Origin of the sequence: Arenimonas sp. GDDSR-1 (assembly GCF_025980345.1) — a bacterium.
GTDB lineage: Bacteria > Pseudomonadota > Gammaproteobacteria > Xanthomonadales > Xanthomonadaceae > Arenimonas.
This window is the reverse complement of sequence record NZ_JAPDUI010000017.1, coordinates 17793-35785: the sequence shown is the minus strand read 5'-3', so window position 1 is coordinate 35785 and position 17993 is coordinate 17793. Positions and strand designations below refer to the sequence as shown.

17 protein-coding genes and 1 pseudogene are annotated in these 17993 nt (G+C 61.2%); 3 read left to right on the top strand and 15 right to left on the bottom strand.

The window, feature by feature from the left end; all coding sequences use genetic code 11:
- Window positions 1–31 precede the first annotated feature (31 nt).
- The gene (locus Q0W88_RS04490) at window positions 32–739 is read right to left on the bottom strand and encodes a GDSL-type esterase/lipase family protein (protein WP_297800493.1); all 708 of its coding nucleotides are present in this window, start codon (window positions 737–739) and stop codon (window positions 32–34) included.
- A 136-nt stretch (window positions 740–875) separates the two neighbouring features.
- On the opposite strand from Q0W88_RS04490, the gene Q0W88_RS04485 reads away from it, so the two are divergent.
- Window positions 876–1121 carry a hypothetical protein gene (locus Q0W88_RS04485; protein WP_297800491.1) on the top strand — a complete coding sequence of 82 codons (246 nt, stop codon included), beginning with the start codon at window positions 876–878 and terminating at the stop codon, window positions 1119–1121.
- A 135-nt stretch (window positions 1122–1256) separates the two neighbouring features.
- The gene (locus tag Q0W88_RS04480; protein WP_297800488.1) at window positions 1257–2009 is read left to right on the top strand and encodes an outer membrane beta-barrel protein; all 753 of its coding nucleotides are present in this window, start codon (window positions 1257–1259) and stop codon (window positions 2007–2009) included.
- A gap of 42 nt (window positions 2010–2051) precedes the next feature.
- On the opposite strand, the gene Q0W88_RS04475 is transcribed toward Q0W88_RS04480, so the two are convergent.
- The 12 genes and pseudogenes from Q0W88_RS04475 to Q0W88_RS04420 form a co-directional block, all read right to left on the bottom strand.
- Window positions 2052–3170, bottom strand: a complete 1119-nt coding sequence (locus Q0W88_RS04475; RefSeq protein WP_297800486.1) for a prephenate dehydrogenase/arogenate dehydrogenase family protein — start codon at window positions 3168–3170, stop codon at window positions 2052–2054.
- On the bottom strand, window positions 3167–3679 hold the full coding sequence (locus tag Q0W88_RS04470) for a hypothetical protein (RefSeq protein WP_297800483.1): 513 nt from the start codon (window positions 3677–3679) through the stop codon (window positions 3167–3169). The genes Q0W88_RS04475 and Q0W88_RS04470 overlap by 4 nt, the downstream gene beginning before the upstream one ends.
- 89 nt (window positions 3680–3768) lie before the next feature.
- On the bottom strand, window positions 3769–4800 hold the full coding sequence (locus Q0W88_RS04465) for a phosphotransferase family protein (RefSeq protein ID WP_297800481.1): 1032 nt from the start codon (window positions 4798–4800) through the stop codon (window positions 3769–3771).
- A gap of 4 nt (window positions 4801–4804) precedes the next feature.
- Window positions 4805–6004: an acyl-CoA dehydrogenase family protein gene (locus tag Q0W88_RS04460; RefSeq protein WP_297800480.1), complete on the bottom strand. Its 1200-nt coding sequence runs from the start codon at window positions 6002–6004 to the stop codon at window positions 4805–4807.
- A gap of 16 nt (window positions 6005–6020) precedes the next feature.
- Complete coding sequence (locus Q0W88_RS04455; protein WP_297800478.1) at window positions 6021–7481, bottom strand: phospholipase D family protein; 1461 nt, start codon at window positions 7479–7481, stop codon at window positions 6021–6023.
- A gap of 155 nt (window positions 7482–7636) precedes the next feature.
- Window positions 7637–7930 (bottom strand): hypothetical protein, encoded by a 294-nt coding sequence (locus tag Q0W88_RS04450; RefSeq protein ID WP_297800475.1) that lies wholly within the window; start codon window positions 7928–7930, stop codon window positions 7637–7639.
- A gap of 28 nt (window positions 7931–7958) precedes the next feature.
- Window positions 7959–8531, bottom strand: a complete 573-nt coding sequence (locus tag Q0W88_RS04445) for a DUF1415 domain-containing protein (protein ID WP_297800472.1) — start codon at window positions 8529–8531, stop codon at window positions 7959–7961.
- Window positions 8532–8535: 4 nt separating this feature from the next.
- Window positions 8536–8874, bottom strand: a complete 339-nt coding sequence (locus tag Q0W88_RS04440) for a hypothetical protein (protein ID WP_297800468.1) — start codon at window positions 8872–8874, stop codon at window positions 8536–8538.
- A gap of 70 nt (window positions 8875–8944) precedes the next feature.
- Complete coding sequence (locus Q0W88_RS04435) at window positions 8945–10111, bottom strand: GGDEF domain-containing protein (protein ID WP_297800465.1); 1167 nt, start codon at window positions 10109–10111, stop codon at window positions 8945–8947.
- 137 nt (window positions 10112–10248) lie between these two features.
- A complete protein-coding gene (locus tag Q0W88_RS04430; protein WP_297800463.1) occupies window positions 10249–13455 on the bottom strand; it encodes an amidohydrolase family protein in 3207 nt (1068 codons plus the stop codon).
- Between the two features lie 10 nt (window positions 13456–13465).
- Complete coding sequence (locus Q0W88_RS04425) at window positions 13466–14719, bottom strand: amidohydrolase family protein (RefSeq protein WP_297800461.1); 1254 nt, start codon at window positions 14717–14719, stop codon at window positions 13466–13468.
- A pseudogene (locus Q0W88_RS04420) lies at window positions 14716–15993 on the bottom strand (amidohydrolase); the annotation flags it as partial. The gene Q0W88_RS04425 and the pseudogene Q0W88_RS04420, both read right to left, overlap by 4 nt.
- Before the next feature lie 204 nt (window positions 15994–16197).
- Here Q0W88_RS04420 and Q0W88_RS04415 point away from each other — a divergent pair.
- Window positions 16198–16971, top strand: coding sequence for an AMP nucleosidase (locus Q0W88_RS04415; protein ID WP_297800458.1), 774 nt, complete (start codon window positions 16198–16200; stop codon window positions 16969–16971).
- Between the two features lie 64 nt (window positions 16972–17035).
- On the opposite strand, the gene Q0W88_RS04410 is transcribed toward Q0W88_RS04415, so the two are convergent.
- The gene (locus tag Q0W88_RS04410) at window positions 17036–17356 is read right to left on the bottom strand and encodes a hypothetical protein (protein WP_297800456.1); all 321 of its coding nucleotides are present in this window, start codon (window positions 17354–17356) and stop codon (window positions 17036–17038) included.
- Between the two features lie 27 nt (window positions 17357–17383).
- The gene (locus Q0W88_RS04405; protein WP_297800455.1) at window positions 17384–17992 is read right to left on the bottom strand and encodes a GDSL-type esterase/lipase family protein; all 609 of its coding nucleotides are present in this window, start codon (window positions 17990–17992) and stop codon (window positions 17384–17386) included.
- Between the last annotated feature and the right edge of the window lies 1 nt (window position 17993).

Below are 17993 nucleotides of genomic sequence, written 5' to 3'. Positions count from 1 at the left end.
CAGGCCATTACAGCGTTCCGCCATGCGTCCGTCAATAGGGGTGCCGTTGGGAACGCAGAAAGGGAAGCAGAGAGGCGCCCCAGGTCCGGTATCCGGCATCGTTCGGATGCACACCGTCGGTCACGAACAGTGCCGCGTTCTGTCCGCCGTCGGCATCGGTAAACTTCGGATACAGATCCAGGAACACGGTGTATCCGGCATGCGGCTGGCTGGCCGCCAGGTCTTTTACGCGGGCGTTGACCGGAACCACCACAGTCCGGTTGCGTTCGGCGTCATTGGTCGGAAGCAATGACTGAAGGATGATACGGGCCTTCGGTTTGCGGGCATGCACGGCATCCAGGACCGAGACAATGCCGGCGAAGACGCTGTCGACCACCGGATCTTCCTGCGCCCAGGTATTGTTGATGCCGATCATCAGCACGATGAACTCCGGATTCAATTCAGGCGCATCGAGTTGCCCCCTGCCGCCTTCGGCTTTCGGCTGGATGCGGAACAGCACGTGTTCGGTACGGTCTCCGGAAATTCCCATGTTCAGGGCACGGTTTTCCGGAAGTCCTTCAACGAAGGCCGGCCGCCAGCTGTCCTGTCCGAATTTCTGCCCACGTACCCAGGGATTCTCGCCCAGTTGCCAGAAGTCGGTAATGGAGTCGCCGAGAAATACCAGTTTCACCGCGGATAATGCGGCACGGTCTTGCAGGGCCGCATCGATTGCTTCCGCGCGCAGCTGCCAGTATTCCACCCGCCGCAGCGGAGATTCCGAAACAAAGCCGTCCGGGCCGTTGGCGGATACCTGGCCTGAATGGAGAGCCAGGAAAACAATAAGCAGGAACGATTTCGCTCGGTGTGCCCCTAAAAAGAGCGGAGGGAGGTACGTCATGTGGGTCACTGCCTTTTCCATGTGCGGGAAGTACGAGCATGCCATATTCATGTCAGGTGCCGCCATCCGCCCGCCGCTTTCAGGAATGATGACCTTTGCAGGCATTGACATGATTCCAGCTATGGCGGTCGTCATGCCGGTGGATGTTGCGCAGCACCGACGGACACTCTGCATCCTGTTCAGTTTCGGCGTTGCTTGGCAGGTAATTGATTTTACTGTCAAACCGCTGATATGCGCAGATTGAACATGAATGTACCCATACCGGTGCCTGAATGGATTCGGCATGGTTTTACAAGCTTAAGGTGAATTGCTAGCATCAATCGCCAGAGCATTTATTGCAACGGCACATCACATCAGATCATTCATCGGGGGATTAAAAATGTTGAAACGTGCGATTTTGACCAGCATGCTGCTGGCGGCTGCAGGGACTGCCTCGGCAGCGGATTCGTGGTCCGGTTGGTATGCAGGCTTCAATGCCGGACAGGGAAGCGGCGATGCGGATGCCTCGGCGGCCTTGAGCGGAAACTGGAGCGTCGAGACGGTTGCAACACAGACGGCCGTTCTGGATGCGTTGTCCGGAAAGGTGGACGGTAGCGGAACATCCTGGGGTCTTTTTGCCGGTTACGACCATGATTTCGATAACGGCTTCGTGCTCGGCATCGAGGCGGAGTACGGCGATTTCGGCGCAAACGGAGATGATGTCCGCAGCGTTCTGGCTACCGGCAGCGGTCTTGAATATACGGTCGGGCAGGGTTTCGATGCCGGCGACAGTTATTCGATCCGGCCCCGCTTCGGATATGCCGGCGATCAGGTGATGGTCTACCTCACCGCCGGTTGGGCTTGGACGGATGTGGATTTTGCCACGGTGTTGACGGAAACCGGTCTTGACAACGGCTATGCCAAAATCGGCGGTGCCTCGAAAAGCCTCAGTCAAACCGTGCTCGGTGCCGGTCTGGAGTTCCGCTTCGGTGGCAACTGGAGTGGACGCCTTGAATATCTCCGCTATGACGGCGGCGATGTGACTTATGATCTGGATTATGCGCCGGGCAGCACCTTCCCGAATTATGGCGAAACCGTGACACAGGAATTCCAGGCGGATGTCATCCGCTTCGGTCTGGCCTATCGCTTCTGAGTTCCAACACGCCCGGCCCTTGATGGGCCGGGTGTTTCAGGCTTAATCAAAAAGCAGAGCATCGAAGGTCCGTAACTCCGATTCAATGCCTTCCAGGTCGAGGGCTTGCGCGCCGATGCCGATCTCGAAGCGGACCCGCTCCCTGCCGTCATCACCTGTCATCAACTGCGAGTCCAGTGCGGTCATATCGATGCTGTGCCGCGCCAATACGGTCAGGATGTCGCGAAGCATGCCGATACGGTTTGGGGCTTCGATCGCGAGGCTCCGGCTGCGGAGATTGCCGAGCCGGATCAGGGCAGCTTCCGATTTATGGGCCATGTCCCGCCGCCAGACGCCGTCCGGATCAATGCGTTGCGTTGCCGCATCGAACAGTGCGGCCAGCTCGGTACGTGAACTGCCGTGCGTTTGGATGGCTTCCAGACGGTCATGCAGCACCGCCAGCAGGTTACGGCCGAACTCGCTGGTCATTCCGGTGGCGATGATGCCGGCGGAGACCTCGCCGCGCTGCGCGGCGACACGCCCGAGACCGAGCTCGGCCAGCAGGTAGTTCGCGGAGGCAAGCATCGTCAGATCGGCAATGTCCAGCGCATGCGCGGCCAGACCGGTGGCCAGCGCATCGAGGAAAACCCGTTGCACCACATGCGGCAGCATCTGGACCACTGCCATGATCTCGCCATGCCGTGTGAAATCGATCCGGCTGATCTGCATTCCGAGCAGGCCGTAGATGTGCCGTGCCGCCGCTTCGGCAGTCTCCGGCTGATTGCCGATGGGCATCAGCAGCACGTTCTGTCCGCGCAGGGCGGCGTTGGAGGCCGCCATCGGGTGGCTCGAACAGACACGGACTCCGCTTGAGGCCAATTCCTGCAGCCGGACGTTGAATCCGGATTTGTTGGTGGCGCAGTCGATCAGCATGCGGCCGTGCATGGCACTGCCGTGCATCTGCAGCAGACCATCAATGGCCGGATCCGGAATGGCGATGAACAGCAGGACGCTGTTGGCAATCGCCTGGTCGATTTCAGCAGGGCTGGCATGTTTTTCAACGATGAGCACCTTGAAGCCGGCGTTAATCATCGTTTCGGCAACGCGCTTTCCCCAGCCGTTACCACCGCCGAACACACAGACGGGTCCGATGGCCGGCGAGAAGAAATCCGTGTTGCTCATGGCCCGGATTCCGGGCAGACCGGTTTTCCCGGTGCAAGGGGAAAGCGGATGCGCTCGGCCATTACAGGTATCCGCTTCAGGTTGCCGTCCGTCAAGGTTTCGAGCCGGTACAGCGTACTTTCGCAGCGTTGTGGTTGCGGATGCAAGTGCAATTCGTAGAACTGGCCGGCGAGCGGGATGAACACCGGTGCTTCACAGAAAGCAGACTGCGAATCCGTCAGCGCCTTAGCACTGGCACCGCCGGGGCTGATGGCTCCCATTAGTGAGGTACTGATGGACTGTTTGGGCATGATGAAGCCGGCACCGATGGCGAACCGTCGATCGGCCGGAATGCGCCGTTCGAGGAGTCCTTCGCGTGGCATTTCACTGCCTGGCATGTCGATGCGCACGGCATCGATTTTGCGGCCCCCGCTGAGCCAGCCGACATCACCCGTTTTTTTGCAGGCTACCGGATCATATTCGGCGATATGCACCGAATATGCCTCGGGATTGACCAGCACAATGCGCAACCCGGCTGCATTACCCGTGGGCTCGGTGTAATTCTTGGCCCCGATGTTGCCGCTAGCGAACAAGAGCAACAGCAGGAAATGTCGTAACCTCATCGTAACAGTTCCTGCAAACCCAGTTCCGCCAGCATCTGCACCATGCGCCCGGCTTGCTGGGCCTGTTCGCTGGAGGCATTGCCCTGCTGCGCCCGTTTGGCCACGCCCTGGGCGATGGCGGCCAGACGGAAAAAGCTGAAGGCCAGTACGAACGGCCAGTCGGCAGGAATGCGCCGTCCGGTCAGTGTGGCGTAACGAGCCAACAAGGCCGCTTCGTCCGGAATGCCGAGGGCCGCACGGTCCATGCCCGCCAAACCCGGCAACGCCGGATTGCGCGGTAGACGCAAAGCCATGCACAGATAGCCCAGATCGGCGAGCGGGTGCCCGAGGGTGGACAGCTCCCAGTCGACCACGGCGAGCACTCTGCTGCCGTCCGGCGTGAACATGAGATTGTCGATGCGGAAATCGCCATGCACCAGCGAAACGCTGCCGTCGTCTTCCGGGCAGCGCAGGGGGAGCTGCGTAATCAGTGCCTCCATGGCCGGAATGGTCTGGGTTTCCGAATCGCGGTATTGCCGGCTCCAGCGATCCAGCTGGCGGGCGAAATAATTACCCGGTTTGCCGTAATCGGCCAGACCGGCTTTAGTCACATCCACGGCATGGATGGCCGACAGGGTCTGCAACAAGGCCTCGTAAAGCGCGGTGCGCTGTTCCGGCTGCAGTTCCGGCAGCGAGGGGTCCCAAAACACCTGGCCATCGATGTAGGACATGACATAGAACATCGACCCGATGACCGTGTCATCGGAGCACAGGTGCAGGGGATGCGCGACCGGAACGCCGGAACCGTGAAGCGCTTCCAGAACCCGGAATTCCCGGTCGACCGCATGTGCCGAGCCGAGCAGGGTGCCCGGCGGCTTGCGGCGCAGCACATAGCGGCCACTGCCGGCCTCCAGCAGATAGGTGGGGTTGCTTTGGCCGCCTTTGAACTTGCTCGATTGCAGCGGACCGCGGAAGCCGGGAATTCGGGATTCCAGATAGTCGGCCAGCGCCGCATCGGGGAGTTGCAGGGAGGCGCGGGAGCCGGTCATCGGATTATTTCAGCAGCCCGCGTGCCAGGGCGGCGATGTGCACCTCATCCGGCCCGTCGGCCAATCGCAGACAGCGTGCGCCGGCCCAGGCATGCGGTAAAAATGGGTGCTGCAGACCTTCGGCACCGAACAGCTGGATGGATCGGTCGATGACCTGCAGCGCCATGCGCGGCGCGACGATCTTGATCATGCCGATTTCATGTTTGGCGGCCTTGTTTCCGCCGGCGTCGAGCATGGCGGCGGCATTGAGCGTGAGCAGACGCGCCTGTGCGATTTCACAGTGCGACAGGGCGATCATTTCCTGCGCCATGCCCTGCGCGCCGAGTGGCTTGCCGAAGGCGATGCGTGATTTCGCGCGTTCGATCATCAGCTCCTGCGCGCGCTGGGCCAGACCGATCAGACGCATGCAGTGGTGGATACGGCCCGGACCCAGCCGCGCCTGGGCCAGCGCGAAACCGCTGCCCTCGGCACCGATCAGATTTGCCTTCGGCACACGGACGTTATCGAAGGCCAGCTCCATATGGCCGCTGGGCGCGTCATCGAAGCCAAAGGCTTCCAGCGCACGAACCACAGAGACCCCCGGCGTGCCCATCGGCACCAGCACCATCGAGTGCCGTGCGTGTTTATCCGCATCGGGATTGGTCACACCCATGACGATCAGGATGGCGCAGCGCGGGTCGCCGGCGCCGGTAATCCACCATTTGCGGCCGTTCAGCACATAGTCCTCGCCGTCCGCGCGGATACTGAGCGCGATATTGGTGGCATCGGACGAGGCCACTTCCGGTTCGGTCATGGCAAACGCCGATCGGATTTCGCCACGCAGCAACGGCGCCAGCCACTGGGCTTTCTGCACCTCGTTGCCGAAGTGTGCCAGAACCTCCATGTTGCCGGTATCCGGGGCATTGCAGTTGAATACTTCCGAGGCCCACAGCACCCGCCCCATCTGTTCGGCCATCGGGGCATAGTCGCGGTTGCTCAGGCCGGCGCCGTGTTCGGCATCAGGCAAGAACAGATTCCACAGACCTGCGTCTCGGGCGAGCCCTTTCAGGGTTTCGATGCGCGGGCAGGGCAGCCAGCGCGTGGCCGGATCCTGCTGCCAGGCCGCGATTTCTGCTTCCGCCGGGTAGATGTATTCCCGCATGAAATCGACCAGCCTGCGCTGAATTTCGGCGGCATCATGACGCTTCGGGCTTGATGGATTCACGTCTTACTCCTGAGGTTCAAAGCATGATATCAATCGGCAGCCAAGAAAGCACGGTCACTAGACCGCGTTTGAGAAGCCCGGTCTCGGGCTCTTCATGCCACGCCACCTCGGTGCCCGAGGAGCGGTCGATCCATTCCAGGTTTCCGGCGGCGTCCAGCCGGACCTCATAACTGCCCTTATGCAGTCCGGAATCGAAGGCGTCATGGATGGCCCTGGCCAGCTTCGGACTCTCGACCACGAAGCCCATTTCGGTATTGAACTCGGCGGAGCGCGGATCAAAGTTGAAGGATCCAACGAATGCGCGTCTGCCATCGATCGCAAACGTCTTCGCATGCAGGCTGGCGCTGGAACTGCCCAATCCCCGGCTGGTTACATCACCCGAACCTTGAGCCGCATCGGGTTTGAGCTCGAACAGGCGGACGCCTGCCGCCAGAAGTGCTTTTCGGCGCTTGGCGTAGCCGGCATGCACTGCGCTGACATCGGTTGCGGACAGTGAATTGGTGAGCACACGAATGCTTACCCCCTTGCGCGCCATACCGGCAAACGCCTCGGTGCCTTCAGTCATGGGTACAAAGTAGGGCGAAACCAGATCCAGCCGGTTTTCGGCCTTGCCGATGGCATTTCCCAGACGCGGCAGCATGAGGGTACGGGTTCGGTCATCGCCTTGCGCCAGCGTTTTTTCAGGGGCATCGGCAAGCAGCTTAACCGGCACCCATTCGAAGCTGAAATTGCCAGAGCGGAGGTTGGCTATGATCTGGCTGGTCTTGAGCGCCGCTGCGTATTTTCGTATTTCCGGTTCACCGCCGAGCGCGCCGAGTTTGCGGAATATCTGCTGTTGCGCACTTTCAGGTGCTGTCCTGACAAGCTTGGACAGCGGATAAGATGATTCACTGTTCCAATAGCGGTCGAATAATGAAGATACCTCAGTGACCACACTGCCGACCGCCATCATGTCGAGGTCGGCGAAATTGACGCCCTCTGCAGCGTCGAAATATTCATCACCGATGTTGCGGCCGCCGATGATGGTGGCCGCATTGTCGGCAGTGAGTGATTTGTTATGCATTCGGCGGTTGAGGCGCCTGAAGTCAGTGAGATAGCCCAGGACTTTGAAGCGTCGTTGCTGGAACGGGTTGTAAAGGCGAACTTCCGTGTTCGGAAGCGCATCCAGTGCTGCCAGAACCGGGTCGAGACCTGCAATGCCATTGTCGTCCAGCAGGAGCCGAACCCGGACCCCGCGGGAGTCCGCGCGACGTAGCGCATCGAACAGCAGATGTCCGGAGACATCGTCATGCCAAATGTAGTACTGAACGTCGAGGCTGCGTTGCGCGCTTTCAATGAGAAGCATGCGGGCGGCAAACGCGCTTCGGCCATCTGAAAGCGAATGGATGCCGGTCAGCGTCGGGTGCCGAGCCGCAGCGGCGGCATAGGTGCGCGTGATTGCCGTGGTCGGATCCGGAGCCATGGCCTGCGAAGCCATGCGTCCGGTCAGCGGTGGCAATTCCGGCGCCGCGATGAACATGGCAACCATCAGGACGATGACGCCGCCCAACCACCACCACTTTCTGGGCATCGAATTTCCTTGCAATGCGGCCTTCAGACCATGATAAGCACTGAGATGCCTATCGGCAACGCTCAGGGAACGTAATCTAAGGCGCAGGTACTTTCTTTGAAGATTAACGGATCCAGCGGCCCGACCCATCCTTGCGGCTTCGGCTGGACATCGCGCATGAAGGAGGCGATGCACTCGCGCTCATACCGCACCGTGTAGGCATCAAGATCGATGCCGTTGAGGCCGGCTTCAACACGCGGGTGTTGTTGGATGAAGGTCAGCATGACCTCGAGATCGCGCCGGTTCTGGTACTGCGGCGGCAGGGCGGCTTGTGCTGGCAGGGCGAGAAACAACAAAAGGACGGCAGGTATTTTCATGTAAATGCTTCGGCAGTAGGTGCTGGGATTAGGGGCTTGGAAAATCCGTGGCATGCAGGTCGGCCATCAGTTTAATCCAGTAATCCGCGCCGAGCGCGCGGGCTTTGGCGATGTTGTTGTCCGGGATGGAGTCCGGATCCGGATAATTGGCGATGGCATCTTCCAGCGCGTCTTCCCGCAGCAGATGCAGCATCGGATACGGGCTTCGGTTGGTGTAGTTCGCCGGGTCATCGGCGTCGGCATCGGCAAAGCGGTAATCCGGATGGAAACTGGCGACCTGATACACGCCTTCATAGCCGCGATCGGCCAACAGGTCCTCGGCCAAACCGGCAAGATCGAGGTAGTCGTCAAAGTCGGCGAAGCCCTCCGGCAGAATCAGCAGGGTGGTCTGCGTACCGTCATCGGCATCCAGATGCGTGCATTCGTCCATCAGCTGCAAGAGCACGGATTCAATCTCCGGCTCCGGAGCGACGATGAAGCGCACCGTGCCATGGCGCAGCTCCCGCTTGGCGAAAGGGCAGAAATTCATGCCGACCACCACCGTCTCGATCCATTGCCGGGTCCGTGCAGTGACGGTGTCAGGAGTGTCGGTGTCCGACATCGGCTTACTTGACATCAACCAGCTGCCAGTGGTTTCCGGCCAACAGGCGCATGCGATGCTTGAATGCCGTGCCGTTCAGGGCGGTATCGGCGACCAACATGAAGCCGAGCCCGTGCAGCTTTCCCGAGACCTTGGCTTTGGCATCGATGGCCAGCAACGCCGGATCAACCTGGTCGGCCTCATCCTCGTCCATGCCGGCCAGCCAGTCTTCGATGAAGCGGCGGTCGGACAGGGCATGCTGCAATTGCTCGGCGAAGGCATCGACGCCCATGGCCGTGAAGCTGACGGCGGCATTGCTGCCGCGGGCTTGTTCCGGATCCGGCAGGGTGATGTAGAACTTCATGGCAGACTCCCCGATGCAAAACGGCCAAGCTACCGCGGCCCATGGGGCATTCTAGCAAAAGCCGGCTTGCTCAGTTCGGAGAATGGCAAATACGGTTTCTGCCCTGGCTTTTCGCGGCATACAGAGCGGTATCCGCACGCGATGCCGTATCCGCAACAGAAGCATCCTCTGCATTTGCAAGAGCGATTCCACCACTGATTGTTATCGCCAGCGAGGTATCACCAAGCATGAAGGGCTCACTGTGAATGGCCAATCGGATCCGTTCGGCAACCACCATGGCTTCTTCTAGGCCGGTGTCCGGAAGCAGTACCGAAAACTCCTCGCCGCCGACGCGGGCGGCAACATCAATCCGCCTTACGGCGCCGGTGATGCGTGCCGCTGTTTCAGCCAAAACGATATCACCGCTGTGGTGACCATAGGTATCGTTGACTGACTTGAAATGGTCGATGTCGAGTGCCAGGTAGGCAAACCCAGCGCCCGTCCGTTGATGCCGGTGCCATTCGTGCAGGGTGATTTCCTCGAAGGCCATCCGGTTGAACAGTCCGGTCAAATGGTCCCTGCGGGCTTTGGCATCCAGCTGGGCCAACAAGCGCCGTGACAGAAGATGATTCACGGTGTAATTCATCAATCCTGAAATCAGCATGTAACTGAGCAGCAGCGGCACAATAAGGCTGCCGCCGAGTCGTGAAATCTGCCATTGCAGGCCACCGAAGAAAATCAGCAAGGTGAGGAAATAAAGCACAAGCAAGGTACCGGGAACAAGGGCCGTGGCTGCAATGCGCATGCCAAATTCCCGGGTCAAGGGCAGATACATGATCTGCATGCTCCGTGCGGTCAGCCATATCGCGCTGGCATAGGACACACTCTTGCGCAGAAAATCCATCTCCGGAGAGGGGCCGGCGTAAAGGATCAGTGCAGAAGCGATGACGGCCACCCAGAGGTGCTCGGCATCATTCGGCCGGCGCAGGATGAAATGTTCGAAGCCGCGTTTCATGGCAATGAATGCTAGAAGTGAAAGCAGATTCGTGCCGACCACCGGCAGCCACAGGCGACCGTCGTCCCGCAGCAGACTGAGCATCAGTGCGGCAGAGGTAAGCGCCATGAATACTGTCCAGTTCAGCAGCGCTTTTCGCTCATCGGCCAGCTTTGGCTGAAAATGAAACCATGAGCCGGAATAAACCAATGTCTGGAAAAGCACCAGCGCAAACAGCGCCCAGGATTCAAGCGTTGTAATCATGGAAAGCCTGTTTCTGTGTTGACAACGCATCATAGCGTGGCCGAATGAATACGGCATTTCTCAATGCAATAGAACTGCCCAAAATGGGTTCATGTAAAGCATGAAAAAAAAGAAGGCGCCGTTTCCGGCGCCTTGGCTTACCACACGAGCTGTTCGGTCGCTTCCATGGTCGGTCCGTATTCCTGGCCAACACTCAGTCCGCTCTGCTGCCGGTTGAAGTAGAACTCCGGCGCCGGCCGCTGTTTGCCGCCGATTTCGGCCATGGTTGCGGCATCGAACAGACGGCCGTTGACCATCACGTAGGCGGTATCGATGGTGTTCTCGATCTTGTCCAGCGGGTTGCTGTTGGTGATGACCAGATCGGCGCGTTTGCCCGCTTCCAGCGAACCGATTTCGGCGCTGAAACCCAGATAATCGGCGCCGTCGATGGTGGCGGCACGCAGGGCTTCCCAGGGCGTGAAACCGCCCTGCACCAGCGACCAGATTTCCCAGTTCGGCGATAGGCCCTGCATCTGGCCGTGGCCGCCGACCTGGATGCGGATGCCGGCATCGCGCAGGCGTTTGGCCTGCTGCGCCACCTTGATGTGGTAGTAGTCCCAGTCCGGTGCGGTTTCCCGGCGGATCGAGCGTGCATCCAAGGCCTCGCGCGGGTAGAAGTTCAGGAAGCGCTGGTTTTCCCAGATGTTCATCTTGTCGTACCACCAGTACTCGGCATTCAGACCGCCGTAGTTAACCACCAGGGTCGGGGTGTTGCGGACATCGGTGGCCTTCCAGGTCTCGACCACATCCCTGTAAAGCGGCGCGACCGGAATGTTGTGTTCGACGCCGGTGACGCCGTCGAGAATCATGGTCATGTTGTGGTTGAAGGTGGAGCCGCCTTCCTCGACCACCAGGATGCCCTGTTCACGCGCTGCCTGGTTGATTTGCTGGCGTTGGTCGCGGCGCGGCTGGTTGTAGCTTTTCACGCTGAAGGCACCGACCGCTTTCATGCGCGCGATGGTGTTGCGCGCGTCGTCAATGGAGTTGATGACGGCTTTGAAATCGCCATCCGCGCCGTACAAAATGGTGCCGGTCGACATCACGCGCGGACCGACCAGGGCGCCGGCCTTCTGCAATTCGGCCTGCGAGAACACCGTTTCCGAGGTTGCCGAGGGATCGTGCATGGTGGTGATGCCGAACGCGAGATTGGCGTAATAGGCCCAGTTCTGCTGCGGAACCACACCGCCGCCGAAATGCGCGGCATGGGCGTGCGCATCGACGATGCCGGGGAAGATGGTCTTGCCACGGGCGTCGATGATCCGTGCACCGGCAGGCACCGTCACGTTGGCGCCGACCGCGGTGATTTTGTCACCCTGCACCAGCACGGTACCGCTTTCGATGATTTCCTGCTGGCGCTCGGCATTTTTCATGGTGATGATGCGGGCGCCGGTGAAGGCCACGGTGTCGGAAGGACGGTCGCTCGGCACGCTGAACGCCATCGAGGTCGAAGCGGCCGAAGCTCCGGGTTTGATGTCGCGCGTGAAATACTGGTTGCCCAGCATCCAGTGCACGGTGTCGGCATCCGACCAGTGCAGGTAGGGGCCGGCGCTGCTGGTCAGTCGGGTGACCGGCACCGCGGTGGTGTCCTTGCTCAACTCGATGCTGCCGCCATAAGCAGGCAGCGGCGCCACATAAGCATTGAACAGTTCGGTGAAGGCGACATGCTTGCCGTCCGGACTGAGCTGCACCGAGTCGGCGTATTTCAGGCTCAGGATTTCGCGTTTATCCTCGCCGTGCAGGCCGATGCGGTTCACTTTCTTCGACAGGCCACCGCCGCTCATGTACAACAGGGCTTTTGAATCCGGGGTGAACTGCGGCTCGCCGCCATCGGCGATTTTCTGCGGCGACCAGCTGGCAGTCGGCGTGATGTAGATGCCGGGGGTGCCGGTATTCAGGCTGCCGGTGAGGCTGCCGCCGCCGTCCTTGATGAACACCAGATACTTGCCGTCGGGCGACCACTTCGGCTGGTAATAAAAGCCGGGCTCATCGCTCAGGGTGCGGATGCTGCCGCTGGCCAGATCGATTTCCCGGATGCTGCCCTGGGTTTTGTCGCTCCAGGCGGTATACAGCAGCCTGCGGCCATCCCGGCTGAAATGCGGTTGGTATTCGAATGCCACGCTTTCGCCGGTCAGGCGGGTGATTGCACCGCCCGGCAGACTGCGCTTCCAGAGATGACCGACCGCATGGAACACCACGGTTTTGCCATCGGGCGAGGTCGCCACGTCACGCAGCATTTTCGGGGTGAAGCTGTCGCCTTCCAATGTATGGCTGACCCGGATCGGCGCGGTCAGTTTCTGCTGCACTTCGGCGGTGAACGCGATCGGGCTCGGTTTGCCGCTGGCCATGTCCACGCGCCAGAGCTTGCCCTGGGCCCAGATCACCACCGATTTCGAATCCGGAGTCCAGTTGAAGTTCGCGTAGGGGCCGAAAATCGCCCACACTTCCTGCATGTCGTGCGAGAGACCGTCCCACACCGGTGTGACCTTGCCGGATTTGAGATCGAGCACATGCAGCACGGTTTTGTCGCGCACGCGTTTGATGAAGGCCAGACGCTTGCCGTCGGGCGAGGGCTGCGGCCGGATGGCGCCGCCGGGGGTGTTCACCAGGGTTTCGGTGTCGCCGGTTTCGCGGTCGAGGCGTTTGATGGCGTAGATCACGCCATGCACGTTCTTGTTGTATTCGAAGGAACTGCCGGGGCTCACGTCTTCCGAGTAATAGACGTAGCGGCCGTCCGGACTGACCGCCGGCTCGCCCAGATCCATCTGGTCGTTGCGGCGTTTGGTCAGCTGCAGGCCTTCGCCGCCGTTGCGGTGGGTCATCCACAGCTCGCCCGCGCCGAGCGAACGGCCCGAGGTGAAATGCTTGCGGCCGATCAGATACTGGCCGTCCGGCGTCCACACCGGGTTGTTGAACAGCCGGAAGTTTTCCTTGGTGACCTGCACGGCATTGCTGCCGTCGGCGGCCATGCGCCAGAGGTTGTTGCCGCCGGCGCGGTCGGACGTGAACGCGATTTCGCGGCCATCCGGCGAGAACCGCGGCTGCACGTCCCAGGCCGGTCCGGAGCTGAGGCGCTGGGCGGTGCCGCCGGAAATCGGCAGCAGGTAGATGTCGCCCATCATCGAGAACACGATGCGCTTGCCGTCCGGACTGACATCCAGATCCAGCCAGGTGCCTTCATCGGTGGTGAAGCGCACGGTCTTGGTTTTGCCGTGATCGGCGGAAACGTCCCAGGCCGGTTTATCGGCGGCGGCCAGCGGGCCAAGCAGCAGGGCGCTGCAGAGCAGCGCCAGGGGTTTGATGGTCATACGTTATTCCTCAGGGTTGATAGGCGCGCGGCAGACTGCTTTCCGGGGCCAGATAGCGGTCACGCAACAGGGTCTGGCGCGAAACCAGCGGGGTGTTCTTGCCGGCCAGCCACATCGCGGATGCCGTCGAAGCGACATCCAGCGGGTCACCGGTCCAGAGCACGAGATCGGCCGTTTTGCCGACTTCGATGCTGCCAATCCTGCTTTCCACACCGAGCGCCTTCGCCGGCGCCGAAGTGATGCCGGCCAGACCGGCTTCCCAGGGCAAACCGTTGGCCACCGCAACGCCGGCTATCTGGCGGACTTTGCGGGCATTGTGCGAGGAATCATTGCCGTTGATGAAACTGACGCTGACGCCGGCACGGTGCAGACGCGCCGCATTCTCTTCGCTGGCGCCGATCTGCTCGAAGCTGCCGGGCAGATTGTCCATCGCATCGAGGAACACCGGAACTTTCGCTGCCGCCAGTTCATCGCTGAGACGCCAGGCTTCGGCACCACCGACGATGGCGATGCGGATGCCGGTTTTCGCCGACAGCTTCAAAGCCTGCCGGATGTCGGCTTCACGGTTCACCGTGACCAGAAAACGGTTGCCGAGCGATGCCGTGTTCAGTGCATTGCGTCCGGCGGCAGTCAACAGGCGCGGATCGCCGGCAATCGGCATCTTGGCTTCGGCGAAGGCCTGTTCCAGCAGCATGAACTGGGCCGCGCGGCTGGAGCCGCTTTCATTGAGCTGGCTGCTGCCGATACGGATGAAGGGCGTCCGGCGCAGCGGTTCATAACCGCCGTCCAGGCGCATCACACCGCCTTGGCCGGGCAGCAGGCTGCCGCCGGTGCCCAGAGCAGTGAAACTCATGCCGCCGACACGTGCGACCGCCAGCAGCGTCGAGCGCGGGTTATAGGCGCGGGTGGCGTCGAATTCCGGGCGCAGGGTTTCAATCAGTCCGGAGTCCCCGGTTTTTAGACTCAAGTTGGCATCAACGGTCGAGCCTTCCTGGCTGATCTCCTCGAGACCGATGTCGGTAATGCCGCCGAACAGACCGGGCGTCAGCGGTTTGCCGCCGGCATCCACCACCGGCGCATTGCCGGGATTGGCCAGATTCCTTCCGACCGCGCGGATGATGCCGCCCTGCACCAGCACATCGGCATTCTGCAGGGTGCCCTGCGCGGCCGCGGTATGCACGGTGGCATTGCGGATCAGTACATTCTGCGCCTGGGCGCCGAAGGCGAAGGCCATCAGGCCGATGAATACGTAGCGGCGGCTCATGGTTGGCCCTCCTGTCCGAGAATGAAATCGACCCGCGGCTGCAGGGCGCGATTGCCGCGGTCATACAGCAAAGCACCGTCGATGTAGACCTTTTCCGCCTTCGCGTAGGTCGAGAACGGCGTGCCGTTCCAGACCACCACATCGGCCATTTTTCCGGGTTGCAGGCTGCCGGTGCGGTCGTCGATGCGCAGGGCCTTGGCGGCGTTCGCGGTCAGCCAGCGGATGGCATGCTCGGGCGTGATGTCGATATTGACGCGTTTGGCCGAAGCGATGACCTTGGCGGCTTCCTGGTTCAGGCGCTGGACGCCTTCCGAGGAATCCGAGTGCACGATGGCGCAGCCGCCGGGCACGCGGTCGACCAGCGCGATGTTTTCCTCGATGCCGTCATAGGCTTCCAGCTTGAAGCCCCACCAATCGGCCCAGAGCGCGCCGCAGATGTTTTCGCGGGCCAGCACATCGGCGATCTTGTAGGCTTCCACGCCATGGTGGAACGAGGCGATTTTGAAACCGAATTCCCTGGACAGATCGATCATCTGCGCCATTTCGTCGGCGCGGTAGCAGTGGATGTTGACGGTGATGTCGCCGCGCAGCACACCGGCCAGGGTCTCATTGCGCAGATTCTGTGCCGGCGCCTCGCCGCGGCGTCCGCCGGCTTCATAGGCATCCCATTGCTTCCGGTAGGCCTGCGCATCGATGAAGGCCTCGCGGTAGCCGGCCATGTTGCCCATACGGGTCGACGGACCGCCCTTTTCGCCGTAAACCCGCTTCGGATTTTCGCCGCAGGCCATTTTGATGCCGTAGGGCGCATCCGGGAACTTCATGGCCTGTACGGTGGTTGCCGCCACGTTTTTCAGGATCACGCTGCGGCCGCCGACCAGATTGGCCGAGCCGGGCAGGATCTGCAGGCTGGTCACGCCGCCGGCCAGGGCCTTGGCGAAACCGGCATCCTGCGGCCACACGGAGTGTTCGGCCCAGACATTGGCGGTGACGGCATTGGTGGCTTCATTGCCGTCACTGGTCGCATCGATGCCGGGGCTGGCATAGACGCCCAGATGCGAGTGGACGTCAATGATGCCGGGGGTGATCCATTTGCCGGTGGCATCCACGCTAAGGGCACCTTGCGGTGCGGCCAGACCCTTGCCGACGGCCTGGATTTTGCCATCCTGCATGAGGACATCGGCGTTCTCGAGGCGTTCCCCGGTACCGGTCAGTACCGTGGCATTGCGCAACAGTACCGGCCCGGAGGCAACGGGCCGGTAGGTGCTGGCATAGGGCGCCGGTTTGGCGGGTTCCGGTGCCGGCTTGGCTTTTTTCGCCTGCAGGGGGGATGCGCCCAGGGCGGCGGCCATGATCAGGCCGAGAGGGATTTTTGACATGGGAATCTCCGGTTGAACGGATACCGTATAGCAGATGGCGCTTTCTGCCAAGAATTTTTACCCGAATGCCGACGCATGGCACAATAGTGCAAAGGAGAATCCATGAAAGACAAACAGGAAATCGTCAGCAACTGGCTGCCCCGTTATACCGGTCTGGCGCTCGAGGACTTCGGCGGCCATATTCTGCTGACCAACTTCGGCGGCTATCTCGACACTTTCGCCCGGCTGACCGGCGCCGAAGTGGTTGGCCGCGACAAGCCCATGCCCAGCGCCACTTTCGATGGCATCACCATGATCAATTTCGGCATGGGTTCGGCCAATGCCGCCACCATGATGGATCTGCTCAGTGCTCTGCCGCCGAAAGCCGTGCTGTTTCTGGGCAAGTGCGGTGGGCTGAAAAAGAAGAACCAGCTCGGCGATCTGATCCTGCCGATTGCCGCCATCCGCGGCGAGGGCACCTCGAATGACTACCTGCCGCCGGAAGTACCGGCCCTGCCGGCCTTCGCCATGCAGCGCGTGATTTCGACCATGATCCGCGATCTCGACCACGATTACTGGACCGGGACGGTGTACACCACCAACCGCCGGGTCTGGGAGCACGATGAAGAATTCAAGAACTACCTGCGCAAGCTGCGCTGCATGGCCATCGATATGGAAACCGCGACCATCTTCGCCGCCGGGTTCGCAAACTCGATACCCTGCGGCGCACTGCTGCTGGTGTCCGACCAGCCGATGGTGCCCGAAGGCGTCAAGACCGAAGCCTCGGACCGCAAAGTCACCGAAAACTTCGTGGAGCGCCACATCACCATCGGCATCGAGGCCCTGAAGCTGATCCGACGGCACGGCAAATCGGTCAAGCATCTGCGCTTTGACTGATGCGCGTTGCCCGGATGCGAAAACCCCCGCCATGGCGGGGGTTTTCTTTGGCCACGGGCGTTGTTCAGAAAATGAAGTTGATGGAGGTCACTTCATCGGGTTTGCCGTCCTGTACGCGCACCTTGCATTCCAGGGTCTGCTTGGCTTCATCGCGCAGCCCGGGCTCGATGATGATCGGCGCCTGCAGGGCCCAGACATCGTCCACGCGCTTGGCGCTCTGAGCCAGGGCGGCGGCATCAAGCTGGTAGGTTTTATCACCGATGCGGACTTTCGCCTCGGCTTCGCATGCGGCAGCCGCACGTTCCTTGGGTGAATTCGATGTGCCGCCGGTGCCGCCGCAGGCACCGAGGCAAATCGCTGACAATAGGATCAATGGGGCTTTCATGCGGCAGAACCCTCCTTTCAGGCATGCCTACAATCTACCGAACTTTCCAGTGCAAAGCAAAGCCTGCGCCCACAGGCCGTACATGTCCGCCGAGGGGTGCAGACCGTCCTCGGCATGCATACGCGGGTCGGTGCTGTGCCGGCGGGTCAGTGCGGTGATGTCGAGCAGGGCAATGCCGCGCGCCTTGCACCGCCGGGTGATGGCCAGATTGTATGCATCGATTTCGGCGCTGACCTGATTCAGGTCGCGGCCACAGGTTGCGCCAAAGGGGGTCTGGCCCCAATCCGGGATGCTCAACACCTGAACCCGCTCCGGGCGGTCGGCCACGGCTGCCATGGCCGTATCCAGCAGACTGTTGAATTCCCTGCTGAAACTGTCCACATCGCGGCCGCGATACTGATTGTTGACGCCGATCAGCAGGGTGGCCAGATCCCATGCGCCGAGCGGTTCCGCGGCAAGGATGGCCTGGGCCAGTTCATCGGTGGTCCAGCCGGTTTGAGCGATGACCCGCACCGGACGGGCCATGGCATGGCCTTCGGCCTGCATCAGGCCGGCCCATTGTTCGACCCAGCGCTGTTCGGGCGCGACGGCCTCACCGATGGTGTACGAGTCGCCGAGAGCGAGCAGATGAAGCATG